Source organism: Caulobacter sp. GW822-FHT07D08, assembly GCF_058798735.1.
In genome coordinates this window covers 291,182-315,986 of sequence record NZ_JBXAKU010000005.1, presented here as the reverse complement: position 1 = coordinate 315,986, position 24,805 = coordinate 291,182, and the positions used below count along the sequence as shown (strand labels likewise).

The 24,805-nt window shown below is 67.6% G+C and carries 22 protein-coding genes and 1 tRNA gene; 10 read left to right on the top strand and 13 right to left on the bottom strand.

Annotated elements, in window-relative coordinates; translation table 11 throughout:
- Window positions 1-466: 466 nt before the first annotated feature.
- Complete coding sequence (locus AC1RJ9_RS12410; RefSeq protein WP_492837186.1) at window positions 467-1,408, bottom strand: N-formylglutamate amidohydrolase; 942 nt, start codon at window positions 1,406-1,408, stop codon at window positions 467-469.
- 157 nt (window positions 1,409-1,565) lie between these two features.
- On the opposite strand from AC1RJ9_RS12410, the gene cpdR reads away from it, so the two are divergent.
- On the top strand, window positions 1,566-1,922 hold the full coding sequence (gene cpdR / locus AC1RJ9_RS12405) for a cell cycle two-component system response regulator CpdR (RefSeq protein ID WP_004616083.1): 357 nt from the start codon (window positions 1,566-1,568) through the stop codon (window positions 1,920-1,922).
- 121 nt (window positions 1,923-2,043) lie between these two features.
- Window positions 2,044-2,118 (top strand) — tRNA-Val (locus AC1RJ9_RS12400).
- 150 nt (window positions 2,119-2,268) lie between these two features.
- On the opposite strand, the gene AC1RJ9_RS12395 is transcribed toward AC1RJ9_RS12400, so the two are convergent.
- Complete coding sequence (locus AC1RJ9_RS12395) at window positions 2,269-2,739, bottom strand: pyridoxamine 5'-phosphate oxidase family protein (protein WP_492837185.1); 471 nt, start codon at window positions 2,737-2,739, stop codon at window positions 2,269-2,271.
- A 113-nt stretch (window positions 2,740-2,852) separates the two neighbouring features.
- On the bottom strand, window positions 2,853-3,239 hold the full coding sequence (locus AC1RJ9_RS12390; RefSeq protein ID WP_492837184.1) for a c-type cytochrome: 387 nt from the start codon (window positions 3,237-3,239) through the stop codon (window positions 2,853-2,855).
- 187 nt (window positions 3,240-3,426) lie between these two features.
- Between AC1RJ9_RS12390 and AC1RJ9_RS12385 the strand changes: the two genes are divergently transcribed.
- The 5 genes from AC1RJ9_RS12385 to AC1RJ9_RS12365 all read left to right on the top strand — a co-directional run bounded on the left by AC1RJ9_RS12385 (window position 3,427) and on the right by AC1RJ9_RS12365 (window position 10,822).
- Complete coding sequence (locus AC1RJ9_RS12385) at window positions 3,427-4,227, top strand: universal stress protein (RefSeq protein ID WP_492837183.1); 801 nt, start codon at window positions 3,427-3,429, stop codon at window positions 4,225-4,227.
- Window positions 4,228-4,333: 106 nt separating this feature from the next.
- Window positions 4,334-4,897 carry an RNA polymerase sigma factor gene (locus tag AC1RJ9_RS12380; RefSeq protein WP_492837182.1) on the top strand — a complete coding sequence of 188 codons (564 nt, stop codon included), beginning with the start codon at window positions 4,334-4,336 and terminating at the stop codon, window positions 4,895-4,897.
- A complete protein-coding gene (locus tag AC1RJ9_RS12375; RefSeq protein WP_492837181.1) occupies window positions 4,866-5,855 on the top strand; it encodes a FecR family protein in 990 nt (329 codons plus the stop codon). Before AC1RJ9_RS12380 ends, AC1RJ9_RS12375 begins: the two co-directional genes overlap by 32 nt.
- A gap of 88 nt (window positions 5,856-5,943) precedes the next feature.
- Window positions 5,944-9,225, top strand: a complete 3,282-nt coding sequence (locus AC1RJ9_RS12370; RefSeq protein ID WP_492837180.1) for a TonB-dependent receptor — start codon at window positions 5,944-5,946, stop codon at window positions 9,223-9,225.
- A gap of 10 nt (window positions 9,226-9,235) precedes the next feature.
- Window positions 9,236-10,822, top strand: coding sequence for an alkaline phosphatase D family protein (locus AC1RJ9_RS12365; protein WP_492837179.1), 1,587 nt, complete (start codon window positions 9,236-9,238; stop codon window positions 10,820-10,822).
- Window positions 10,823-10,941: 119 nt separating this feature from the next.
- Here the strand turns inward: AC1RJ9_RS12365 and AC1RJ9_RS12360 are convergent, their stop codons facing one another.
- A complete protein-coding gene (locus AC1RJ9_RS12360; protein ID WP_492837178.1) occupies window positions 10,942-12,690 on the bottom strand; it encodes an ATP-binding protein in 1,749 nt (582 codons plus the stop codon).
- A gap of 492 nt (window positions 12,691-13,182) precedes the next feature.
- Between AC1RJ9_RS12360 and AC1RJ9_RS12355 the strand changes: the two genes are divergently transcribed.
- On the top strand, window positions 13,183-13,788 hold the full coding sequence (locus AC1RJ9_RS12355) for a helix-turn-helix transcriptional regulator (RefSeq protein ID WP_492837177.1): 606 nt from the start codon (window positions 13,183-13,185) through the stop codon (window positions 13,786-13,788).
- 95 nt (window positions 13,789-13,883) lie between these two features.
- Here the strand turns inward: AC1RJ9_RS12355 and AC1RJ9_RS12350 are convergent, their stop codons facing one another.
- The 6 genes from AC1RJ9_RS12350 to sapA form a co-directional block, all read right to left on the bottom strand.
- The gene (locus AC1RJ9_RS12350; RefSeq protein WP_492837176.1) at window positions 13,884-14,276 is read right to left on the bottom strand and encodes a YybH family protein; all 393 of its coding nucleotides are present in this window, start codon (window positions 14,274-14,276) and stop codon (window positions 13,884-13,886) included.
- Window positions 14,277-14,390: 114 nt separating this feature from the next.
- Complete coding sequence (locus AC1RJ9_RS12345) at window positions 14,391-14,582, bottom strand: hypothetical protein (RefSeq protein ID WP_125155443.1); 192 nt, start codon at window positions 14,580-14,582, stop codon at window positions 14,391-14,393.
- Window positions 14,583-14,669: 87 nt separating this feature from the next.
- Window positions 14,670-15,293: a pyridoxamine 5'-phosphate oxidase family protein gene (locus AC1RJ9_RS12340; protein ID WP_492837175.1), complete on the bottom strand. Its 624-nt coding sequence runs from the start codon at window positions 15,291-15,293 to the stop codon at window positions 14,670-14,672.
- Between the two features lie 64 nt (window positions 15,294-15,357).
- Window positions 15,358-15,789, bottom strand: coding sequence for an OsmC family protein (locus AC1RJ9_RS12335; RefSeq protein WP_492837174.1), 432 nt, complete (start codon window positions 15,787-15,789; stop codon window positions 15,358-15,360).
- An 85-nt stretch (window positions 15,790-15,874) separates the two neighbouring features.
- Window positions 15,875-16,111 (bottom strand): DUF5961 family protein, encoded by a 237-nt coding sequence (locus tag AC1RJ9_RS12330; protein WP_492837173.1) that lies wholly within the window; start codon window positions 16,109-16,111, stop codon window positions 15,875-15,877.
- 123 nt (window positions 16,112-16,234) lie between these two features.
- Complete coding sequence (gene sapA, locus AC1RJ9_RS12325; protein ID WP_492837172.1) at window positions 16,235-18,235, bottom strand: protease SapA; 2,001 nt, start codon at window positions 18,233-18,235, stop codon at window positions 16,235-16,237.
- Between the two features lie 259 nt (window positions 18,236-18,494).
- On the opposite strand from sapA, the gene AC1RJ9_RS12320 reads away from it, so the two are divergent.
- Window positions 18,495-19,709, top strand: coding sequence for an OmpA family protein (locus AC1RJ9_RS12320; protein ID WP_492837171.1), 1,215 nt, complete (start codon window positions 18,495-18,497; stop codon window positions 19,707-19,709).
- 275 nt (window positions 19,710-19,984) lie between these two features.
- Here the strand turns inward: AC1RJ9_RS12320 and mnmC2 are convergent, their stop codons facing one another.
- The 3 genes from mnmC2 to motA form a co-directional block, all read right to left on the bottom strand.
- Window positions 19,985-21,745, bottom strand: coding sequence for a tRNA (5-methylaminomethyl-2-thiouridine)(34)-methyltransferase MnmC2 (gene mnmC2 / locus AC1RJ9_RS12315; RefSeq protein ID WP_492837236.1), 1,761 nt, complete (start codon window positions 21,743-21,745; stop codon window positions 19,985-19,987).
- Between the two features lie 202 nt (window positions 21,746-21,947).
- A complete protein-coding gene (locus tag AC1RJ9_RS12310; RefSeq protein ID WP_492837170.1) occupies window positions 21,948-22,295 on the bottom strand; it encodes a hypothetical protein in 348 nt (115 codons plus the stop codon).
- A 130-nt stretch (window positions 22,296-22,425) separates the two neighbouring features.
- A complete protein-coding gene (gene motA, locus AC1RJ9_RS12305; RefSeq protein ID WP_492837169.1) occupies window positions 22,426-23,292 on the bottom strand; it encodes a flagellar motor stator protein MotA in 867 nt (288 codons plus the stop codon).
- A gap of 179 nt (window positions 23,293-23,471) precedes the next feature.
- On the opposite strand from motA, the gene AC1RJ9_RS12300 reads away from it, so the two are divergent.
- Complete coding sequence (locus tag AC1RJ9_RS12300) at window positions 23,472-24,785, top strand: MFS transporter (RefSeq protein ID WP_492837168.1); 1,314 nt, start codon at window positions 23,472-23,474, stop codon at window positions 24,783-24,785.
- Window positions 24,786-24,805: the final 20 nt, after the last annotated feature.

The window sequence follows — 24,805 nt, the reverse complement described above, 5'->3', positions numbered from 1 at the left end:
GCGGCCGATTTATCCACCCCTGACGCTCGGAAAGACTTGTCGCAGGTAACCGGTGTCATCAACAAAGCCTTATGAGGCTTGGGTTTGCGAGGTGTTCTCGCCAGAGACCGTTTCAAACGCAACAAATTGTGCGCCGCAACATGCCCAAAAATAAGGCAGTTCCAAATAGCGCCGTTCCGCGATCCTTATCCCACAACGGGTTGCGCGATACTCCTGTCAAAAAATCGACATTAACGCCGACTTTTTTACTTGCCTGTTTTTGCGCCGCACCCTATAAACATTCCTGTGAGGCGGCGCTGCCGCTTCTGCCCTTCCTGGGCGTTTCCTCCCTAATGAACTGGCCCGGCGGTTTCGCCGGGCTTTTTTTTGGTCCGAGCGGCCGCGGGCGTCTTTGATCGATGACAACGCGTGTCGAGCGATAGGTTCGGATCAAATTCGAGGGTCGGACGCCGTGGCCCTTCCCGCCTTAACGCAGCTCCGCCAGATCCAGCCGCGCCAGCGCCCTGGTCAGCGACTCGGCGTCGGCCGTGAGTCGCGCCAGGCCCTCGGTCGGCTCGCGGGTTGTCTCGTTCATATAGAGCGCGCGGTTGATCTCGATCTGCAGGGCGTGGGTGCGGCGGGCCGGGCGACCGTAGTGCTCGGTGGTGTAGCCGCCAGCATAGGGGGCGTTGCGGACGACGCGGTAGCCCAGGGTCTCCAGCTCGCGCTCGACCAGGCCAGTCAGCTTGGGGGAGCAGGCCGCGCCGAAGCGGTCGCCCAGCACGATGTCGCACGGCCCCCCGTTGCGGGCCCGCTGGCCGTGCGCGGCCGCCGCCGGCATCGAGTGCCAGTCGATCAGGATCGCCGCCCCGTGCGCCGCGCGCGCCGCCGCCAGTTGGCGGTCCAGGGCGTCGTGATAGGGGCGGTGGGTCAGCTCCACCCGCGCCCTGGCCTCGGCGAAGGTCAGCTTGCGGGCGTAGATCGGCCGGCCCTCGCCGGCGATGCGGGGAATCGTGCCCAGCCCCGCCGCCACCCGGGCCGAGCGGCCGTGGGCGTAGTCGGGCAGGGTCTCGGCGAACATCGAGGGGTCCAGCTCCCACGGTTCGCGATTGAGATCGACATAGGCGCGGGCGAAGCGGGCGCGGATGACGCTGGCCCCCAGGGCCGGCGCGCCGCCGATGATCCGATCGACGAAGGCGTCCTCCGAGGCGCGCAGCGTCTCGAGCGGCAGGCGGGCGGCGGCGATCATGTCTTCCGGATAGATCCCGCCCGAATGGGGCGAGGCGAACACCAGGGCCGTGGGCGGGGCGGCCCCGGCCGGGGCGGCGCGCGTCACTTCGAACGCCGGGCCGCCGAACGTCTCAAGAGGCGCGGTCATTCCCCCGTCCTTTGGGACGTCGTCCGCCGAGAGGGGCCGCCAAGCGCTCATGCCTCGCATCATCGAAGCCCGACCGCGCCGGGTCAAACGACAAACAGCGCGACGGCGGTTCGTCCACAGCCCGCGACACTTAGGTTCATCCCCGATTTACGCTCATCGCGCTAAGGTGACCGCTTCCGATCGACGACTTTCCCTGGAACGTGACCTCATGGCCCGCATCCTTCTCGCCGAAGACGATGATTCCCTCCGCGGCTTCCTGGCGCGGGCGCTGGAACGCGCCGGCTTCGAAGTCCAGGCCTGCGCGGATGGCGAGGAAGCCGTCCAGCACCTGGAACATCCCTGGGACCTGCTGCTGACCGACATCGTCATGCCGGGCATGGACGGCATCGAGGTGGCCCGCCAGGCCGCCGCCCGCGACCCCAGCCTGCGCATCATGTTCATCACCGGCTTCGCCGCCGTCGCCCTCTCGGCCCAAGACCGCGCGCCGGCCGGCGCCAAGGTTCTGTCCAAGCCGGTCCACCTGCGCGATCTGGTCGCCGAGGTGGAAAAGATGATGGCCGCATAGGGCCTTCAAAAAGTTTCGCTAAAAGTTTTCGGGGCGGCTTGCGTACCGGCCAAGCCGCCGCTATACCCCCACACCTTCCCGGCCGGGACGTCTTCACGGAGACGCTTCGGATCGCTTCGGCGGACGCGTAGCTCAGCGGGAGAGCACTACGTTGACATCGTAGGGGTCACAGGTTCAATCCCTGTCGCGTCCACCATCCTCCTTCTGATAAACTGGTGATTTGCGGCGATATCGAGGATTCGATCCTCGACCGTCTTCCTCTGCCTCCCCTCTGCCTTCGCGCGCGCCCGCCGTCGGTGACGATCACGGCCGGCGCTGGAGCCGGGCTCTCGGGACCGGGGGTGTTTCAGCGCGCGACCGCTTCGAGTTCGGCGGCGTCGACGTGGTCGACGTGGCCGAAGCCCTTGCGGTAGTCGAGCACCGAGATCACCAGGGGCGTGACGCAGAACACCGCCATCGCCTGGTCGCCGACCGCGAAGGCGCTCTCCAGTTGAGGAAACCTGGCCAGGAAGAGGCGGCCGACGGCGATGAGTTGGTCGGGATCAGCCAGTCTGGCGGCCGAGCCGCTCATCGACAGGCCCCGGATCTCGCTCCAGTCGCCGTAAGGCAGGTTGATGGTGAGGGCCACGCGCGAATCGCGCGCCAGATTGTGGGCTTTCTGAGAGTCGGCCGAACAGCCGAAGTAGATCGAAAGTCCGTCGCTGACATAGGACACCGTGGTGGCCTGGGGCGCCCCGTCGTCGCGAAGGGTCGCCAGGGTCAGGTCTCTGCCAGACTCCAGGACCGTCAGAATCTCGTGTCGAAGGGCGTGATCCATGGTGACCTCCAAGGCTGTCGGAAGATGATGCGTGTCGTTGTCCTGTTGATCGTGGCGTCGGACGGCGCGGCGAACCGGGGGGAGGGGCGACGAGGTCCGCCCCAACCAGGGTGTCAGCGGGAGTCCGGGCGGCGCCTCGCCGGCGCTTCCGGCTCGTCGATGTCCAGAGACTTGATATAGGCCGTCAGGGCCGCGATCTCGGCCGACGAGAGGGGCTTGCGGGGCATGCGATAGTGGCCGACGGCGGAGATCGTCTCGAGCTCCCAGTCCAGACGCGTGTCCTGGTACCGGCGCGCGACTTCCTTGAAGGTCGGCGGCGCGCCGGTGGCCGATGCGCCTTCCAATTGATGGCAGGTCAGGCACTTGTTGCTCGCCAGGACGCGGCCGGTATCGACGGCGCGCCCGCGCGCGACCTCGGCGGGAGAGACCCGGTCCAGGGCCGCGCAGCCCGCGAGGGTCGCCAGCGCCAGGGCGCCGAAAAGCATTCGATAGTTTCGCATGAAGCCTCCCACGCCGCTCCACGGCCTTGACGCGGTCATCATCGCCCGCCTGGCCGGCGGAGATTTGACATGGAGCAACGCGCCTACGGGAAACTGCGGATGTCGGCCTGGCTGGCGCGGCGCCACAACGGCGCCGACCAAAAGGACCGCTGGTGGCCCGCTCCCTTTGCTTCCCAGGAGAACGGCAGTGAAGAACATTCTTTTGCTCGTCCACGGCGACAAGGGTCTGGAGGCCCGGCTGCAGGTGGCGCTGGATCTCGCTCGGGCGTTCGAGGGCCACATTCAGTGCGCCGACGTCACGCCCCTGACCCTCTATCCCGCCGATCCGATGGCATGGTCGAGCGGCATGCCGCTGGACGAGGACCGAAAGCTCGAAGTGGAGCTTCGCCAACGCCTTGAGCCGCGCCTGGCGGGCGAAGGCGTTTCCTGGAACTGGACCGAGAGCGTCGGCGATATCGGCGTCTGCCTGACCAATCAGTCGCTCCTGTCCGATCTCATCGTGGTCAACTGTCGGCGCGACGCCTTCCTCGCGGATCATCGTCGCGGCCTTGTCGGCGATCTGGCCGTCCACGCGCGACGCCCGATCATCGCCGCGCCCGAGACGGCGGCCGGGATCAAGCTGGGCGGGGCGGCGATCGTGGCCTGGGACGGCTCGGCGCCCGCCGCGGCCGCGCTGCGCTCGGCGATTCCGCTGCTGTGCCTGGCCTCGGAGGTCCACCTGGTGACCGTCGGAGAACTGGATAGCGGGCCTTCGGCCGAGGACGCGGCCGTCTACCTGTCGCGGCATGGCGTGCGGCCCCAGGTTCATGCGATCGCGCGGGGCAAGGCCTCGCCGGACCGGGTGCTGCTGGACCTGGCCGACAATCTCCGCGCCGGCTACTGCGTGATGGGGGCGTACGGGAAGGGACGTCTCTCCGAAGCGCTGTTCGGCGGCGTGACGCGGCGCATGGTCGAGGCGGCCGCCCTGCCGCTGGTCCTGGATCATTAGACGCGTCGTCCGTCACAAATGTGTCAGGCAGGGCCGCTAGGTCAGCGCGGGGCTTGGCAGGGCGGGCGTAATGTTCAATTTCTCGGACGAGCGGACGCGATGGTTCATGAACCACGTCCTGCCCCACGAGCCTCGATTGCGGGCCTGGCTGCAAGGCCGGCGCAGCGCGGTCTTCGACGTCGATGACGTGATCCAGGAGACCTATACGATCCTGGCCGCCCGCGAGACGGTCGAGGATATCCGCAATCCTCGCGCCTATCTCTTCCAGGTGGCGCACTCGATCATCGTGCATCATGTGCGGCGGGCCCGCATCGTTTCGATCCGGGCGGCCGACGACCTGGAAGGCTTCGATCCCGCCGATCAGGCCGCTTCTCCCGAGCAGACGGCGATCGACCGCGATGAATTGCAGCGCCTGGCCGAGGCCATAGCGGCCATGCCGGGGCGAATGCGCGAGGCGTTCATCCTGCGCCGCGTGCATGACTTGCCGCAACAAGAGGTCGCCAGGCGCATGAAGCTGTCGGAGAGTACGGTCGAAAAACATATCGGCCGAAGCTTCAAGTTCTTGATCCAGCGGTTCGGTGATAGCGGAAGACCCGGGTCTCGAGCCTCTAGGACTGTGAAAGCGGAGACCGCCGTCTTTGATCGCGCGAAAAACCAACGAGGACATTGACGACGTCGCGGTCGCATGGGTCGCGCGGGAGGATCGCGCGCCGCTTTCCGAGGAGGACAAACAGGCCCTGCGGGTCTGGCTGGACGGGGATCCCCGCCGGCCGGGAGCCTATTTGCGGGCCAAGGCGGTGGCGATGCGCACCCTGTCCGCGCGCGCTCTGGGCGCCAACTACGATCCGGCCGGCTTCGGCGGCGCCGAGGGCGAGCAGAGGCCGTCGCGGCGGAGGATCATGGCCTGGGGCGGCGCGGCCCTGGCGTCCGCGGCCGTCGTCGGCGTCGCCATGGGCCTGCAGGCGCCCAGAGCCTACGCCACGGCCCGGGGCGAGATCCGGCTGACGCCTCTGGCGGACGGGTCGACGATGATGCTGAACACCCAGACCCTGGTGCGGGTGAAGTACGATCGCGACCGTCGGTTCGCGAGCCTCGATGAGGGCGAAGCCTATTTCACGGTTCTGCCCGATCCGGCTCGCCCGTTCGTGGTCGAGGTCGCGGGGCGGCGATTCAGCACCACGAGCGGGGCGTTCCGAATTCGCAAGCTGAAAGGCGAGCCGCTCGACGTGCTCGTCCACGGCGGACGCCTCGACCTGACCAGCCACGCGCCGCCCGGAGCCGAGCGCGCCTTGGTGCTGGAGGCCAATATGCGGCTGACCGCGAGGGACAACACCGCGGCTGTTCCGCGTCGCGCCTCGCAGGATGAGGTCCGGCGGGATCTCTTGTGGCGGGAGGGCCAGATCGCCTTCGAGGGGGAGACCCTGGCGCAGGCGGCGGCGAGTTTCGCGCGCTACAGCGACGTCCGCGTGGTGGTGCCGGATCCGGCCCTGGCCCGCGAGCCGGTGGTCGGACTGTTCGCCGCCAACGATCCCGTCGGCTTTGGCCATGCGGTCGCCGAGATGTTCGGCGCCACCGCGGAGGTCAGGAACGGCGCCGTCGTTCTCCAGCGAGGCTCCGGCGAAGAATAAAGTTTTGTGACGTATGGAGGGGCGACGCGCCGCCGAGCCTCTCTGGCCCCGAACACCGCGCCTTCAGCGGTCATCGGGGATAGAGACCATGGTTTCCCAACGCGCCCTCCTGGCGTGCGCCGCCGCCGGGGCGATGCTGTGCATTACGTCGCCCGCGCTCGCCCAGACACGAACCTTCAACGTTCCCGCGCAACCCGCCTTCAAGGCGCTTCCCGAATTCGCCCGGCAGGCTCGGATGCAGATTATCGCGCCCGGACGCGACCTGGCGGGCATCCAGACCCCGGCGGTCGTGGGTGAGCTGGATGTGCGTCTGGCCCTGGCCCGCCTGCTGGAGGGCACGCCGCTCGAGGTCGCGCGGGACAACGGCCAGGTGATCGTCCTGCGCTCGACAGCGCGCGGTTCGCGCGGCCAGGCCGGACGCGGGGCCATTTCCGGCGCGGTGATCGACCCGGCCACCGGCGAATATCTGCGCGACGCCACGATCCGGATGGTGACGAGCAACGGCGAGCATCGCGCGGCCGCTTCCGGGGAGCGGGGCGAGTTCCGGCTGACGGACGTGCCGGCCGGCGAGGCGCGGGTCACGGTCAGCTTTACCGGCTATCCCGACAGCAGCGTGTCGGTGACCGTCGAGGCCGGCAAGAGCCTGCAACTCGACCTGCGGCTCTCGCGGTCCGGCGTGGACGACGCGACCAAGCTGGGCGAGGTCGTGGTCATCGCCTCTCAGCGCGACGGCGACGCGCGGGCGATCATGAGCCAGCGTCAGTCGATGGACATCAAGAACAGCCTGTCCTCCGAATCGTTCGGCGACATCGCCGAGGGCAATGTCGGCGAGTTCATCAAGCTCATGCCGGGCGTCGACACGAACGGCGAGGGCGATGACACGGTGCGCTATGTCCGCCTGCGCGGCCTGCCGTCGGAATATACCTCGGTGACCGTCAACGGGGTCAGCATGGCCGCCGCTGACGCCAATGACGGCTCGACCACCTCGCGCTCGTTCAGTTTCGAGCAGGTGTCGCTGAGCAGCATCGACTCTATCGAAATTTCCAAGACCATTAGCGCCGATGTCGACGCCAACGCGCCGGCGGGCGCCATCAACCTGCGCACCAAGCGCGCCTTCGACCGCAAGGGCCGCCGGGTCTCCGCGCAGCTCAATGCGTTCACGCATTCGGATCTGTGGAACGACAGGGAAACCGGCCCGGACGAAGGTCGACGCGGCGGCAAGTTCCTGCCGAGCGGCCAGATCGAATATTCGGATGTCTTCTTCAACCGTCGTCTGGGCGTCGTCGCCAGCGTCAGTCAGTCCAGAACCTACACGGAAATGGAGCAGACCTACTATCCGCGCAGCTACGTCCCGACCGCGGTCAGCCCGGAACCGATGGCGCCGAACACCATCTACGCCCACATGCGTGGGCAGGAGGTGTCGCGTTTCGCTTCATCCCTGACGCTGGATTTCAAAGCGACGGACCGGCTTATCCTGTCCTTGGCCGGCATCTACAATCAGTCCTATCTGTGGTCGGGCCAGCGCACCTGGATATTCACCACCGATGCGCGGACTCGCGGCGTCATCGGCGACGCCATGACTGATTTCACGACGAAAAAAGCGGCGTCGGCCACCGCGATTACCGCTCAGAACAACGCTATTTCCAAGGAGGGCAAGGGTAAGACCTTCATTCCCAGCTTCGAATATCAAGGCGATCATTTCGGGCTCGACGGCAACCTGTCCTATTCGGACTCGACGTCGACCTATGATCCCCTGGGCAAGGAAGGCTCCATCTTCAACCTTGTCACCTCGCCCACGGCGACCGGCAATTTCGCCGTGAAGCGTTCCGGCCTCATGGCCCAGGACTGGCGGATCACCCAGACCGACGGCCCGGACTGGAATGATCCGACCAGTTTCAAGGCCGCCAATATCACCCTCAACACACAGGACGGCCGTTCCGCCCGCACCGAACTGGTCGGCGGCGCGTTGAACCTCACCGTCCCGGTAAAAATCCGCTCGACCCAACTGACGATCAAGACCGGTCTGAAGGCCAAACGCGCGGTCTATGATTTCAAGAATGAACGCAGCGCCTATCAGTACCGCTATACGGGCCCCTTGACGGTGGCGCAGTTTCTCGCCGACACGTCCAGTATAAACGAACTATCCTTCAATGATCTCGGAATCAAAGTCGCGTCGGTTTCGGGAGACTCGGCGCTCTATACCCCCAGTAATATAAAGATGGGGCAGTTCTTCCTCGCGCACCCCGACCAGTTCACGCAGGCGTTGACGGCGGACAACTACTATACCGCCTTTATCGCCAATACCCGTCATTTCGAAGAAGACACCAACGCCGCCTATCTGATGGCGACGGCGGAAATCACCGACAGGATCACCGGACGGCTCGGCCTGCGGTGGGAGGAAACCGAGACGCGCGCGCGCGAGTTCGATCCGTTGACCGCGGCCGCGGTCAAGGCGGCTGGCTACGCGGTGTCGGCTTCGACCGGGCGCGCCACGACGATCGACGGCCTGAAGTACCAGTACGAGAGCCGGCCCAGGATCGACCGGGAGGGCTCCTATGACTATTTCTTCCCCAGCGCCTCGCTGAAGGTCGCCATCAACGACAGCACCGATTTCCAGCTGGGCTATAGCCGCACCATTCGCCGGCCCGAGGTCAACGTGCTGGCCGGCGTGTGGTCGGTCAATGACGACCTGCAGATTGTCACGGCGCCGAACCCGGGGCTGAAACCCGAACTGTCGGACAACATCTCCGTACGCATCGCCCACTACTTCGAGCCCATCGGGCTGGTGGCCATCAACTATTACCGCAACAAGGTCAAAGGCCTCTTCCAGACCGAAGATCTGACGGCGGAAGAATTCGGCTACGCGGGCACGGACTACGCGAACTATATGTTCCGGACCACCCGGACCGCCGGCGGCGACGCCATCAACATCAATGGCTTCGAGATCGAATTCAATCACGCGCTCGCCTATCTGCCGGGCGTGTTGAGCGGTCTCTCGGTCAAGGGCTCCTATACCCAGACCAATCCGGAAGCGCCGATCGCTCTGTCGGCGCGCCACTTCGGTTCGCTGGCCTTGGCCTACAAGAAAGGGCCTCTCAGCTTCAACCTCAACACCGTCATGACTGGGCGCAAGCTGAACAGTGTTTCGACGGGGTCGTTCATCGAGCCGCGTACGGACATGAGCTTCTCGGGAGCCTACGCCGTGCGCCAGAATGTGCGCCTCTTCCTGTCGATGCGTAACCTGCTGAACGAGAACACGAACATCATACTGCCGGGCGTCGACACGCCGAACGGTCCGATTGGCGACCATGCCGGCGACTACCGCGCCTATGGCCGGAGCGCCACGCTTGGCCTTCGGCTGACCTTCTGAGGTGGCGGCGATGCGTCTGCAAAGATCCGGCCTTGATCGCCGGAAGTTCCTCGCGGCGGCGGGCGGCCTTGCGCTGTTCGCGGGGCCGGATCGCGATGCTCGGGCCTGGGTCGCGCCGAGGTTCGCCGACTATCCGTTCTCGCTCGGCGTGGCCGCCGGCGACCCCTGGCCCGAGGGCTTCGTGATCTGGACCCGCTTGGCGCCCCGGCCTCTGGAGGCGCATGGCGGGATGCCGACCCTGGCGGTCCAGGTTCGCTGGGACGTGGCGGAGGACGAACGGTTCGAGCGGATCGTCCGGTCGGGCGAAGCCATCGCGCGGCCCGAACTCGCCCACAGCGTTCATGTCGAGATCGACGGGCTGCGGCCCCGCCGCCCGTACTGGTATCGCTTCCGGGTCGATGGCGCCGAGCCCAGCGCGGCGGGCTTGGCCTGGACGGCGCCGGCCTCCGGCGACCGGCCCGAGCGGATCCGTCTCGCCGTGGCCGGTTGCCAGGCCTATCCCAACGGCTGGTACGACGCCTGGCGCCACATCAGCCGCGAGCCGGATCTCGCCGCGGTCTTCCACTACGGCGACTACATCTACGAGGGCGGTCGCAGCGACTACGTGATCACCGACGCGGCCGGCGCCGTCGTCGAGCGCAACCACCTCGGCGGCGAGGTCTACAGTCTCGACGACTACCGGCGGCGCTACGCCCTCTACAAGACCGACCCGGACCTGCAGGCGGCCCACGCCGCCGCGGCGTTCATCGTCTCGTTCGACGACCACGAGGTGGACAACAACTGGGCTTCGGCCTTCGACCAGGATGGCACGCCGCCCGAGGTGTTCCTGCTGCGCCGCTACGCGGCGATGCAGGCCTGGTACGAGCACATGCCCGTCCGCAAGGCTCAGTTTCCACGTCCTGACGGCCTCGTCATGCATCGGCGGCTGGACTACGGGCGGCTCTTCCGGATGCACGTCCTGGACACGCGCAGCTACCGCGGCGACCAGCTCTGCGACCGGGCGGGACAGGCCCATTGCCGGGCCGAGGACGGATCGGACGCCACCATGCTCGGCGCCGCCCAGGAAGCCTGGCTGGGCGAGGGACTGAACAACGACGCGCGCTGGAACCTGATCGCCCAGCAGGTTTTCGTGATGCCCTTCGTCCGGCGGGGACCGGCCGGAGAGCGTATCGTCTCCAATGACACCTGGAACGGCTATCCGGCGGCCCGGGCGCGACTGGTCCGCGCCATCACCGAACGCAGCCTGACCAACGTGGTGATCGCCACGGGGGACGCGCATATCCACGCGGTCGGTTCGGTTCCGCTACGCGATGAAGAGCCGGGCGGGCCCGCCGCGGCGACCGAATTCCTGGCCACTTCGATCTCATCGGCCGGCGATGGCGCGCCGATGACGCCGAACCTGCGCTCCGCGCTCGAGAACAGCCCCAATCTCGCCTTGGCCAACGCGCAGCGCGGCTACCAGACCTTCGACATCACGCCGAACGCGTGGCGAACCGACGTCAAGGTGCTGGACAAGGTGCAGTCGCCCGGCGGCGCGCTCGGCACCCTGGCGCGGTTCGCCGTCATGCCGGACCGGCCCAAGCTGCACAGGCTGTAGTGTTCTTATCGATTCCGAAGTTCGTCGGAGCTTGCCACAGGCGCTTGCGAACTTCGGAATCGGGACGCTAGCCTGTCGCTGGCCGTTCCTGTCGCCCCGGACGGAGCGGCCTTGCATCGTCAGGATTCCTGCCGACCCCGGGAGCGGGTGACGCGGGCGGTGTTGGCGACCGCGGAAAGCAATTCACAGGCATTGATCGGCTTGCCGACGAAGCCGTCCATACCCGCGTCGAGGCACTCGGCGATCTCTTCGCTGGAAGCGTTGGCCGTCACCGCGATGATCGGGGTCGCGGCGACCTCTCCGCCGAGCGCCCTGATCCGTCGGGTGGCCTCCAGTCCATCGAGCTGGGGCATGTGAACGTCCATCAGGATCAGATCGAACCGCCCCGACGCGGCGGCCGCGACCGTCGACAGGCCGTCCTCGGCGAACTCGTAGCGGAGACCCGCCTCGTCCAGCAGGATCGCGATCACGCGACGATTGAGCGGATGATCCTCGGCCACGAGGATCAGGGGATCGAAGTCGATGGAGTCGGGCGAAGCGGATGGCGTGGGCGTCTGGCTCGACGGACTGACGCGTGGAAGGATCACGTCGACCGTGAAGGTCGAGCCCGTCTGGAGGCCGGGCTCGGCTCGGATGTCGCCGCCCATCATGGCGACCAGCTCCCTGCAGATCGCCAGGCCCAGTCCGGCGCCGCCATGACGGCGCGTCGTACTGGCGTCGCCTTGCACGAACGGCTCGAACAAGCGCTCAAGCTCGCACGGCGCGATGCCGGGGCCGCTATCGGAAACGGAGAACGTGACGCGATCCGAATTCCTGTCCCCGGCGGCGCGCAAACTGACGGCGCCGCGCTCCGTGAACTTGATCGCGTTGCTCAGGAGGTTCGAAAGCACCTGCCGCAGTCTTTGGCCGTCGGCGAGAGCGGCTTCAGGCAGGTCCACGCATTCGACGTGGAGCTTCAGATCCTTGGCCTCGGCCGCGAAGCGCCAGACCTCGGTGATGGCGAGCACCAACTGGCCAAGGTCGATCGGCGCCGGGTCCAGCGAGAGGGCGCCCGACTCGACGCGCGCCAGGTCCAGCACTTCATTGAGGATCGACAGAAGGGCGTCTCCCGACGACTTGATGAGCCTGGCCATCTCGAGTTCCGCGGCGGGCAGAGGACGCTTGGCCAAGGCGTCGGCGACGGCCAGGACCCCATTGAGCGGCGTTCGCAGCTCGTGACTCATGATCGCCATGAACCGGGACTTGGCCTGGCTGGCTTGCTCGGCCTCCTGCCTCGCGGCCAGGGCCTCTCGCGTGCGCTCCTGGAGGTCACGCTTTCGCGCCGTCAGGTCCTGGCCCAAGACGCGAAGCTCTTCGACCTGCTGGCGCAGGCGCTGATTGGCGAGCGTCAGGGCGGCGTCGACCCGGAGGCGCTCGTCGATGTCTCGACAGACGCCGATGAACTTCCGGGCGCCGCCGATCGTCGCTTCACCCACCGACAGCTCGATGGATACGCGGCCGCCATCGCGTCGTGTCAGGCTAAGGGGCCTTGGACCCGCGTTCAGAATGCCGCTGCCGCCCGTCTCCAGGTAGCGTGCGACACGGACCTGATGCGTGTGGGCGTCGTTCGAGCTCATCAGCACCGACAGGGGCTCGCCGACGAGCGAACCTGGCGGCCAGCCGCCCAGGGCGTGAGCCGCGGGGTTGGCGTTCTCGATGACGCCATTCACGTCGATCACGAAGATCGCATCGGCGGCGTTGTCCAGGATCGCGTTCAGGCGGTCCTCGGCGGCGGAATGGGTCTCTCGCGGAAAGAGTACGATCTGGGTGGCGGCGGCGTCGCCCTCGGCCTGGCGCCAGGAGAGGGCCGACCAGCCCAATGCGGTCAACGCCGCGTCGTTCGCCGGTCCCGTGGGCGCGCGCGCGAGCCTGCGCAAGAGCGTCCGCGCTGTCCGCTCTGGAACCTTCAGGCGCTGGCTTACCAGAGCGATCGCGTCCGTGGTGTTCAGGATATCACGGTCGCCCGCTATACAGCGAACCAGCGTTCCGGCGCTCTCGAACTGTAAGACGATCGGCGCGACAGCGCCCGATCTCGCCGCGTCTTCAGAGGTATAGTTAGCGCTACCTACAGGGCAATTTCGAGCGGGTCTTGTCGCCATAACTTCCTCGAATCGGCTCTCGACACGAGCGTGACACGGTGACGTCTGGCGTTGCTCATCCCTATGGCTAGGCGCCGTACCGTAAGTTGCGGCAGATCAATTCCTTGCGGTTCAATTTCGTCAAAATACTAGCCAGAGGGCTAGGTGACGCGCCAGGATAGATTCCCTATTTGCAGTAGGGGTATTTGGCGGCGCCACTAAGTTTATCGACGTAGGTCAGCAATGAGGGTGGCGATCTTAGGCTCGGACATGGAGCGCGCGGCGATGCTGCGGAACATGGTTGCCGAAGCGATCGGAGGCGAGATTTCCATCGGCGTCCAGACCGCCCAACTCCCGGCCGATGTGACATTCGACTTGCTTCTCCTGGACGTGCCAGCCACCGCCGACCCGGCCGACAGCTTCGCACAGGTCGCGAATTTGCGGGCGCGACAGCGTGTCCTGTTCGCCCCTCGATGCGACCTGGACCTCGCCAAGCTCGCCTATGCGCAGCGTTTCCAGGGCTTTATTGGAGAGCAAATCACCCGGGAGATGCAGCACGCGATATTGCGGTTCATCGTCGCGGGCGGCGAATATTTTCCGTGGGTCGACAAGGGCAAACTGCAGGAGCGGCCGTCGGTGGAGCGGCTGTCCAAACGGCAACGCGAAGTGCTTGGTCATTTGCTGAACGGCAAGACCAACAAGCAGATCGCCGACGCGCTCAGTATCTCTCTGGCGACCGTGAAGCTGCACGTCCAGGCCATCCTGAGCGAGGCGGGCGCCCGCAACCGCACGGAAGCCGTCGTCCGGTTCGGCGGGCTTGGCCGAGCGGGTCTCGGGAAGGACGTCTGACTATCCGAGTTAGCGGATGCGCGAGCCGCCCGCGGCAAGGGGCGCGCTCCCAGGATTCCGTCGGCGAGACCACCTTCCGGCGTCGCCATGGGGCTCTAGGTCATGTCCGGGATCTGGTTCCACATCATGCGGCTGATCTTGACGGCGCCCGCGACGTCTCGAAACTCCCAGATCTCGCGGGAGTGATCGACCTGGGTGGGGGCGCCGCTGTCGAAGCGTATCGTCTGCGTGCCGTGCAGGGCCGCCAGGCCGAAGTCGTCGCGGACGACAAGCTCCACGGCCTCGAACACCGGCTCGATGTGGCAGCCGCTGATCACGTCCGCGAAGCCTTCGGCGATTTCCCGCCGGCCGATCCGCGTCTCGCGGCCAAGGGGCCACCAGACCCCGTCCTCGGTGAACAGGCTGGCATAGCCCTCGACGTCGCCCGTGCGCACGAAGTGAGGTTGCACCTCCTTGAAGATGCGCTCGATCCGCTCCCTGGTGATCATGCAGCCGCCTCCCGACGCCGGCACGATGCGCCTGGTAGCGACTTTCGGTCAAGTTGTATCGAAAATATATTCTCTTTTAGAGGGTGCGAGTCCCGGCCAGCGCGAGGCTGACGTCTAGATGGGCTCGCTGATCGGCTGGAAGCTGGCCGGGTCCAGCCCCTCGTCGACGCCTTTGACGTAAAGGCCTTCGGCGTGGTGATGGTAGTCCTCGACCTCGTAGACTTGGCCCGAATAGACGCCCAGATGCGGCAGGCTCACCCCGGTGCGCAGCAGCATGTCGCCCTGGCGGAAGATGCGTTCGCTCATGGTGGCTCCCTCGTGTGACGACGAAGCGTGCGGCGCCGGAGGCGGCGGCGCCAAGACACGAGTTCGTCAGCTTCCGGAACGGAACGTCTATGAAGGGCCGAGGCGCTCGCGCAGCTGCTGGTTTTCCGCCTCCAGGGCGGCGAGCCGGTCGCGCAGCGGCGCGACCGCGCGGGCGATCTCGGCCTCGGTGAAGCGCGGGACGATGTGCTGCGGACAGTTCCAGTCGAAGGCCGCCAGCCGCAGGCGGAAGATCCGCTCGGGGCGGGCGCGGTAGCCGGGGACGCTGACCCGCGCCAGCAGGTCGGGCTCGGCGTCCAGCGCCAGGCGCTCGGCGTGGGCCAGGATCTTCAGGCGGGCGCGGCGGGGATAGTCGACCAGGATCAAGGCCACGCGGTCGTCGGCGTCCAGATTGCCCGTGCTGATGTACTGGCGATTGCCCGCGTAGTCGGCGAAGGCCAGGGTCGTCTCGTCGAGCACCTTGAGGAAGCCGGGCGGGCCGCCGCGGTGCTGGACGTAGGGCCAGCCGGTCTGCGAGACGCTGGCCATGTAGAAGCTGTCGCGCTCGGCGATGAAGGCGACCTCGCTGGGCGTGAAGGCCTCGGAGACGCGATCGACCGCGCCGGGCGTCCACAGCTGGTCGACGCCCATCTCGGCCTGGACCGCGCGCGCGCTGGGCGAGCTGGCCAGGTCCAGGAAGCTGTAACGGTTCACGGCGCGATCTCCCGGCGTCGCGCCCAGCCTGGAAAGGGGGAGGCGCGCGACACCGGGCAGGATCCTATTCGATCAGGCTGGCGTCGAGGGTGATCTCGGCCTTGAGCAGCTTCGAGACCGGGCAGCCGGCCTTGGCCTTGGCGGCCAATTCCTCGAACTGGGCCTGGTCGGCGCCGGGGATGCTGGCCTTCAGGGTCAGGTGCGAGGCGGTGATGGCGTAGCCGCCCTCGACCTGTTCCAGGGAGACCTTGGCGGAGGTGTCCATGCGGTCGGCCTTCAGGCCCGCCTCGCCCAGGATCAGCGACAGAGCCATGGTGAAGCAGGCCGAGTGGGCCGCCGCGATCAGCTCCTCGGGGTTGGAGCCGGGCTGGCCCTCGAAGCGGCTGGCGAAGCCGTAGGGATAGTCCTGCAGGGCGCCGCTCTCGGTCGAGATCGAGCCCTTGCCGTCCTTGATGCCGCCGCTCCAGGCGGCCGAGCCGCTTCTGACGATCTTCATGTCGGTCTCTCCAGGTCAGGGGAATATCGGGACGATCCACCACGGCGCGGCCGCGGCGGCTTGAAGGAAACGGCTCTTCTTGTGTTCAGGCTCCGGCGCAGGGCTCGGTCTCGCCGGTCGCCAGGTCCACCCGGAAGCACTGCTCGCGCCCGGTGTCCTCGTCGCGGACGAGGATCGCCAGGTCGCCGCCGCCAGCGTCGCTATCGGGGGCGTCGTGGGCGAACTCCTCGACATAGGCGATCGCCGCCGCTTCCGGGCTGGCCTCGTCGATCAGGCGGGCATGGTGGCCGTGCAGATGCAGGGCGCGGGCGGTGAAGGTCATAGTGGTCTCCTCGGCCAGGAGAAACGCGCCGGGGCCGCTTTCGGATTCACCGAACGCGAAAACGGCGGCGAGCCGTGAGGCCCGCCGCCGCGTCGTGTCGCCGGATCGGAGGCCCAGAGGGCCTCAGATCAGATTGTATTCCGGCTTGGCGTAGGTCCCGATCAGGTCGACGCCATAGACGTTGTGCGTCACCTGGTCGGCGAAGAAGACGTCGGCCGACTTGGCGTAGACGCCGACGTGCTCGGTCTCGGCCGCCGCCAGCAGCCAGCCGACCATGGCCGCCTTGGTCCCCTGACCGTTCCCCCCGTCCTGACCGTAATAGGCCATGTAGCTGGCGCGGGTCATGGTCGAGCCGCCCACGGCGACGGTGGTGTCCAGCAGGTCGTGGACCTTCTGGTCGGTCGGCGTCGCGCCGAAGATGGCCGCATAGGCTTTCTTGGTGGCGTCGAAGAGCGTCAGGGACCCGTAGCTCGCCGTGAAGCCCGAGGCGCCTTCGCCGTTCTTGCCCAGATTGACGGCGAAATTGATGAAGCGGTTCACCGTGTCGAACGACTGGTAGTAGGCGCTGTTCAGGGTGTTGGGGTTCGCGCCGTTCGGGTCGACCAGATAGTCCATGCCCGCGGCGGTCGGGGTCTTGCCCGTGAAGAACTGGTAGGAGAGGGCGGCCACGGCGCTGGTGTTCACCGTCGCCTTGATGACCAGGCCGATGGCGTCCGTGTAGCTGGTCCCGGAGGCCATGGCGCCGGCGATCGACTTGGTCATGGCGTCGGCGCCGGTGCTGAAGGTCTGCAGGCGCAGGACGCTGGCCATGGCCGAGGCCACGCGGCTGTCGACCATGGCGACCACGCGGTCCGAAAACTGCAGGTTCTCGATATTGATGGCGGTGTCCGTGCCGTCGGTTCCGGCGTTGTCCTTGATCTGCCAGCCGCCGTTGGCCAGGGCGCTGAAGGCATAGGACGCGAACTTGCCGGCGTAGGCGGCGGTGTCCAGGCCCGCGCCGCCGTCCAGGATGTCGTTGCCCGAGCCGCTGGTGATGCGGTTGGCCACCGCGTTGCCGGTCATGGTGTCGGCCGCGGCGCCGCCGATGGCGTTCTCGATGACCGCGCCGATGGCGATGGTGACGTTGCCGGTCAGGCCGCCGACGCTGGAGAAGAAGCCTGCGCGCAGGTCGATCGTCTGGGCGACCTTGTAGCCGGAGAAGTCGAAGGTGTCGGTCCCGCCGGCGTCCCAGGCGGCGAAGACCAGCTTGGTCGACGACGAGGTCGCCGAGAACCAGTCGCGCTCGGCGTTGGCGTTGAAGCCGTAGATGGTGTCGCCGGTGCGGGTGGTCATGTTGGCGCCATAGGCCAGTTGGGCCGCGGCGATGTCGTCCAGCAAAGGCGAGGTGGCGTAGGCGCCGCCGAACGCGCCGCCGGTGTTGGACTCGCTGAAGTAGGACATCACCGTGTACTGACGGCTGTCCTCGTAGTAGTCGGCGTCGGCGCTGTAGGTGATCGCGGTGGCCGCGCCGCCGGCGTCGTATTCGGAGGGGTGGGCCAGGCCGATGGCGTGTCCGACCTCGTGGACCAGCACCATGCCGCCATAGTTCGAGCCGCTTGGGCTGCTGTTGTAGCCGAGGCTGGAATTGACCCAGACATCGCCCGAGTCGCTGCTGGGCTGGGCGTTGCCCGGATAGTAGGCGAGGGCGGCCGAGCCGGACTCGCCGGTGCTGTAGTCGCCGAACAGGATGGCGGCGTTGTCGCTGTAGGCGGCCACGCCGGTGGTTCCGGTTCCGGCGCGTACGAACTTGATGTTGGCCACGTCCGACCAGGCCTGCAGAGCCTTCTCGGTCTGGACGATCTGGGCGCTGTTGAATTGCGAGAAGCCCCCGGTGTCGCTGGGCATGGTGGTCGGCGCGGTGGCGCGATAGGCGTAGGTCACCGTCGCCCCGACATGCAGGGCCGGACCCCAGCCGGGCGCGCCGCGCAATAGCTGCGAGGCCGCCTCGGCCACCGTCAGGCTTTCCTTGCCCGCCACGACGCCGTCGCGAGCGTCGGCGTTGACGAAGGCGTTCGGAGCCTCGCCACCCGTGATCCTCACGGGTTCCTGGCCGGCCTGTGAAAATGCTTCAATGCTCACGGACATACTCCACCCGACCAAGCCTGCAGTATGTAGAAATTGAATTTCTCCTTCAATCTCCGTTACTTGCGACATGTGCGCACAGTTTTTCGGCCAAGCTAAGCGCTGCCGGAACACCGGTTGGTCCGCGCTCATTTCACAATTGATCGGCCTTTGTGGCGTTTCTGCCACACCTAAATCCGCTGAGTGCGCGTTTGTCGTGCTGAGGTCCCGGGGCCGTGTCGGGCCCGCGACATACTACTAGAGACTAGAGAGGGTTTTAGAGATGAATATGCGGTTGCTTGCCGGCGTCGCCTTGGTCGCGCTCGGCGCGGCCTCGGGCGCTTCGGCTCAAAGCGCCTTGAGCGGCTTCTATGTCGCGGGCGATGTGGGCTACCACGAGCCGAGGGACGTCAAGGCTACGTCCTCGAACGGCTATCAGTGGAATTTCTCGGGCGACAAGGACTGGGCCGGCTTTGCCCGCCTGGGCTACAAGTTCTCGCCGAACTGGCGCGTGGAAGCCGAATACGGCTATCGCCCCAGCGACCTGAAGAGCGTCCGCGGCAATGGTCTGGCCGGCGCTCAGCCGATCGGCCTCTGCACGCCTGGCGTCGGCCGCTCGCCGGCCTCGCCGGATTGCGGTGAGCTGGACGGCAGCCTGAAGGCCACCACCCTGATGGCCAATGTCATCTTCGACCTGATGCCGGGTGGAACCTTCAACCCGTACATCGGCGCCGGCGCCGGTACGGCCTGGGTGCACAACAAGGCCTATGGCCAGCTGTCGGGCGTTCCGGCCGGCGGCGCTCGCTTCCAGAACACCAACTTCGACGACGTCGACCAGGCCTTCGCCTATCAAGGCATCGTGGGCGTGGGCTGGAACTTCGCCGAGAACTGGTCGATGGACCTGACCGGCCGTTACCTGGAAACCAAGAACCTCAAGTGGGGTTCGGTGACCCAGAACACGGGTCCGGCCGGTGGTTCGATCACTGACGTCGGCACCTTCTCGGGCAAGTACAAGGACGCTTCGGTGACCCTGGGTCTGCGCTACACCTTCGGGTCGCCGCCGCCCCCGCCGCCCCCGCCGCCTCCCCCGCCGCCCCCGCCGCCCCCGCCCCCGCCGCCTCCTCCGCCCCCGCCGCCGATGCCGGCCGCTCCGGCCTATGAAGCGCGCGAGTTCGTGGTCTACTTCCCGTTCGATCAGTACGTGCTGACGCCGGAAGCTCAGGCCGTGGTCCAGCAGGCCGCCGAATACGCCAAGGGCGGCAACGCGACCAAGGTCGTGGTGACGGGTCACACCGACACCTCGGGCTCGGATCGCTACAACCAGAAGCTCTCGGAACGCCGCGCCAAGGCCGTCGCCGATGGCCTGGTCAGCCAGGGCCTGGCCGCCACCGCCGTCGCGGTCGACTGGAAGGGCGAAAGCGCTCCGGCCGTCGCGACTGGCGATGGCGTCAAGGAACCGCTGAACCGCCGTTCGACGGTCTCGATCAACTTCCAATAAGGAAGTCCGGATCGGTGGAATTGGGGCTGGCCGCGAGGCCGGCCCCTTTTTCTATGGGCGGCGCTTTCTATGGGCGGCGCTCGGGACGCGTGGCGCTCAAATGGAAAGACGCTCCCGATGGGGCGTCGGGAGCGTCCGATCCGGCGGACCAAGAGGGCGGAGGACCGCCGTCATGCGGCCGGCAAGAAGGGGGCGCCGGCCTCATCGGTAGATTTGAGCGGATAGGAAGCACGGGCGGCAAAGGGTCCGTCGCGCGCTCCGATAACCGTGTTCGATTATACGCCGATACCCGTGTCAGGCGAGTCGAAACGGCCGGACTCGGTCAGGTGCGACAATTGGCGCGGCAAGGGCGAGGGATGGCCCAGGAGGCTGGCGATCAGGTGCTCGGCCAGCAGCGGGGCCAGGCAAAAGCCGCGCGAGCCGAGGCCGGTCAGGACCAGCAGGCCATCGTCGCGAACGCTCGCCAGCGGCAGACGGTCCGACGTCGTGGCGCGCACGGCCGCGCGGCCTTCGAACGTCTTGCCCGCCAGGCGCGCGGCCAGGTCCGGTAGACCCTTGGCCAGGATGTCGAGGTTGCGGGCGTGGTCCTCGGGACGGACGTCCACGGCGGTCTGGTCGCGGTCGTGGGTGGCGCCAAACAGGACACCATCGCGGGTCGGCACGGCATAGCCGCCGAAGGCCGTCGCCTGGGTCGTCTCGCCTGCGGTCCAGCTGGCCTGGCCGCGTACGGGTTTCAGGCGGATCTGGGGGAGAAGTTCAGCGCTCGCCGCGCCGGCGGCCAGGGCCACGCGATCGGCGGTCAGGATAAGGTCGCCGGCCTCGTCGAGGAGTCGCCAGGCCCCATGGCGTCCTGGGCCGGCGCGCTCCAGGCGGGCGACGCGGCGGCGGATGATCTCGCCGCTCCAGGCGGCGGTGACCAGGGCCGGCTCGATGACCAGCGCGCGGGTCATGGCCAGGGCGTCGTCGCGCAGGAGCATGGCGCCTGGCTCGAACAGGTCCTGTCCGGCCACGGTGGCGAAGCGGGCCGGATCGCGTTCACTGGCGGGCAGCTGCAGCACCTCGCGGGCGATGATCGCGCCGGGCTCGGCCTCGTACAGCGCCGCCGCGCGGGCGAAGGCCTGGGCGTAGAGGGCGGCGCGGGGGCCGCCGCCGGCGTCGAGCGCGGGGGTGACCAGGGCGGCCGGATTGCCCGAGGCGGCGACGTGGTCCGGATCATCGACGACGGTGACGCTGAGGCCTTCGGCGCGCGCGGCGCGCGCCAGGGACGCGCCGGCGATGCCGCCGCCGATGACGGCCAGGCTCAGCGGGCGCGGTGGCGGCTGAGGTGTCCCGGGCAGCCAGGCCTCCAGCCGCTCTCGCTTGCGGCCGAAGCCGGGGCGCTTGGCGATCTCGAAGCCGGCGGCTTGCAGGCCGCGCCTTACCGCGCCGGCCACGGTGAAGGTCGCCGCCCGGGCGCCCGGGGCCGAGCGGCTGGCGACGGCGGCCAGCACCTCCTCGCGCCACATGGCCGGGTTCAGCGCCGGGGAGAAGCCGTCCAGGAACCAGGCGTCCGCCGCGCCGTCCCAGGCCTGCAGGGCCGGGATCACGTCCATGACCGCCAGGTCCAGCACGGCGTCGAAGCCGGGCAGGTCGACGCGGTGGAAACCCCGGGCGCGACCGGGCCAGTGATCCAGCAGCACCTGGGCCGCCTCGCCCAGCTCCGGCCAGTGGGCCAGGATCCGGGCGGCCTCGTCGCGCGCCAGCGGGTGGGCCTCGATCGAGAAGACATGCAGGCGGCCGCCTTGCGGCTTTTCACGCCGCCAGAGGTCGAGCAGGGCGGCGATGTTCAGGCCCGAGCCAAATCCAAGCTCGCCGACCGTGAAGTCTGGCTGCTGCCCGAACCGCTCGGGAAGGCCGCAGCCGGTCAGGAACACCGCCTTCGTCTCGGCCAGGCCGTCGACGCTGGAGAAATAGACGTCGCCGTACAGGCTGGACTGCGGCAGGCCGTCCTCGCGCCAGACGAGGGGCGAACCTGCGGGAGGGTTGGTGACGCTCATGGGGCTGCTAGAGCGCTGGGTGAGGTCAAACGTCAAGACCGCTCTCCAACCCGATCTCCCCGGCGAAGGCCGGGGTCCAGATTCATCCTGAGCGTCAGATGTGAAAGCGCCCTCCGCCGAGGTTCGACGAAGGGCGCTCTGGGCTCGACCTGGGCCCCGGCCTTCGCCGGGGAGATCGGATCTTGAATTTTAGGCGAGACCCCTAGTGCCCCGCCTTCTTCTCTTCCGGCTTGGCGGCGGTCGCCGCGTCCGCCGCGGCGGTGGCCGAGGTCTCGGACGGCGTCGAGGTGGCGCCCGTGGCGGCGGCGTCCGCGGCGGTATCCGCCGGATCGGCCGGCGCCGCGGCCGCGTCGGCGGCGGCCTTGTTGGCGTCGGCGGCGGCCTGGTCCTTGGCCGAGGCGGCGTCGGTCACGGTGCTGGCGTCGGCGGCGGCGGCCTTGGCGGCGGCGCTGTCGCCCTCGGCGGCTTCCTGCTTGCCGCAGGCGGCCAACGACAGGGCCGAGACGGCCACGCCGGCGATGAGGAGTTTGCGAAGCATCGTGGTGTTCATGCGGATTTCCCCTAGCGGCGGACGCCGTCGCCTTGTCGACGACGGCTTTGCGCAGAAGGAATACCGGTTCGAAAGCGGGCGCAAGTTACGAGGCGCTAACCTCGCGCGCGCGACGGCCTTCGGAAGGCGGCTATTCGTTCGGGATTTGCGACAGCGCCTCTTCCAGTTCGGCGAAGCTGGGCTGCGCGGGCGAGGGCACGTTGCCGCGGCCGATCTCGACCGAGATCTGAGCGGCGTTGCCGTGCAGGTGGGCGACCAGGACGGCCTGGATGATCTTGTAGAAGGCGCCGTCCTCGTTGACGACGGCCTGCAAACGCGTGGCCATGGGGCCGACGATGCCATAGGCGATGAACACGCCGAGGAAGGTGCCGACCAGGGCGCCGCCGATCATGCCGCCGAGGACGGCCGGCGGTTCGGTAATCGAGCCCATGGTCTTGATGACGCCCAGCACGGCGGCGACGATGCCCAGCGCGGGCAGGGCGTCGGCCATGTTTTGCAGAGCGTGAGCCGGCTCGAGCGCCTCGTGGTGGTGCTTCTCGAGCTGCTTTTCCATCGCGTCCTCGACCTGGTGGGGGTCCTCCAGGTTCATGGTCATCATCCGCAGGGTGTCGCAGATGAAGTCGACGGCGAAGTGGTCGTGGGTGATCTTCGGGTAGCGGGCGAAGATCGTGCTCTCGCCCGGCTTTTCGATGTGGCTTTCCAGGGCGATGACGCCCTTGGACTTCATCGTCTTGGTCAGCAGGAACAGCAAGGACAGCAGGTCGCGATAGTCAGACGGCTTCCACTTGGGACCCTTGAAGATCTTGCCGAAGCCGCCGGCCGTGCCCTTGATGACGACCATCGAGTTGGAGATCAGGAAGGCGGCGACGGCCGCGCCCAGAATGGCCATCAGCTCGTGCGGGGCGGCGTGCAGGATCACGTCCATCTTGCCGCCACCCATCAGGTAGCTGCCAAACACCATGCCGAAGAGCATGACGATGCCGATGATCTGGAACATGGCGGAAGACCGACCCCGAGAATGAAGCCGCATGATCGCGATTAATGATTAAGCCAACGTTTTCACGCGCTCATCCAAGCCGTCTGTGATCCGCGACACATCGCGCGCGCGACCTAAAAATCGCGTCTTTCCGGTTCTGATGCTTCCCTCGGAACAGGAGGGGGCCTAACAAGTGTTTGATGACTGGGGAGTCCAAAGAGGCCCGGGATAACCGGGCGCCGTTCGCGATCCTCTTTGGCGTGTCCGTGGCGACCGCCATGGGGAACAACGGCATGCTGTCGGTGCTGCCGGCCATCGGCCGCCAGATCGGCATCCCGGACGCCATGGTCGCGGCCATCTTCTCGCTATCGGCCGTGCTGTGGGCCATCACATCGCCGCTGTGGGCTCGCCAGTCGGACCTGCGTGGGCGCAAGCCGCTGATCCTGCTGGGCCTGGGCGGCTTCTGCGTGTCGATGCTGCTGTGCGCCCTGGTGGTGTCGGCCGGCCTGCATCACCTGGCGCCGCCGCTGGTCATCTTTGTCGCCTTCCTGCTGTGCCGGGCGCTGTTCGGGACCTTCGGCTCGGCCGCCAATCCGGCCACCCAGGCCTATATGGCCGAGCGCACCAGCCGCGAAGAGCGCACCCAGACCATGGCCACCCTGGCCGGAGCCTTCGGCCTGGGCACGGTGGTCGGTCCGCTGCTGGCCCCGCTGTTCGTGCTGCCGGGCGTGGGCCTGGCCGGGCCGATGTTCGCCTTCGCCCTGCTGGCGGCGGGCATGATGGTGGTCGTGCATCGGGGCCTGCCCGAGACCTTCAAGCCCGGACGCGGCGAGACCCCGCCCCGCCGCCGGATCGGCCTGTCCTGGCGCGGCGGCGATGCGGCCCTGTGGCGGGATCCGCGCCTCAAGCCGTTCCTGATCTTCGGCTTCCTGGTCGCCGCCTGCCAGACCGCCCAGACCCAGACCCTGGGCTTTCTGATCATCGACAAGCTGGGCCTTCCGCCGATCAAGGCGCAGGGCTTCATCACCCTGGCCATGGCCGCCGGCGCGGTGGCGGCGCTGCTGGCCCAGTGGGGCCTGATCCGCATGTTCCGCATGGGGCCGCGCGACCTGATGCGCTGGGGCGTGGGCTGCGCGGCGGTTGGCAATATCGTCGTCGCCTTCGCGCCGGACTACGCCGCCGTGGCCATCGGCTACGCCATCGCCAGCCTGGGCTACGGCTTCGCGCGCCCGGGCTTCACGGCCGGCGCCTCGCTGTCGGTCGAGGCCAAGGACCAGGCCGGGGCGGCCGGGGCCATCGCCGCCATCAACGGCCTCAATGTCGTGGTCGCGCCGCTGTTCGTGCTGCTTTACGAGCGCATCGGCTGGGGGCCGTTCGTCCTGAACGCGGCCATCCTGGCGGCGCTGGTCGTCTACGCCCTGCGCCAGGCGACCCTGCGCGCGGTCGACAAGGGCGGCGCCCGGGAAGAGGCGACGATCGCGGGGCTGGAGCGGACGGACGAAGGCGGGGTCTAGTCGCGCCAGACGGAGGCTAT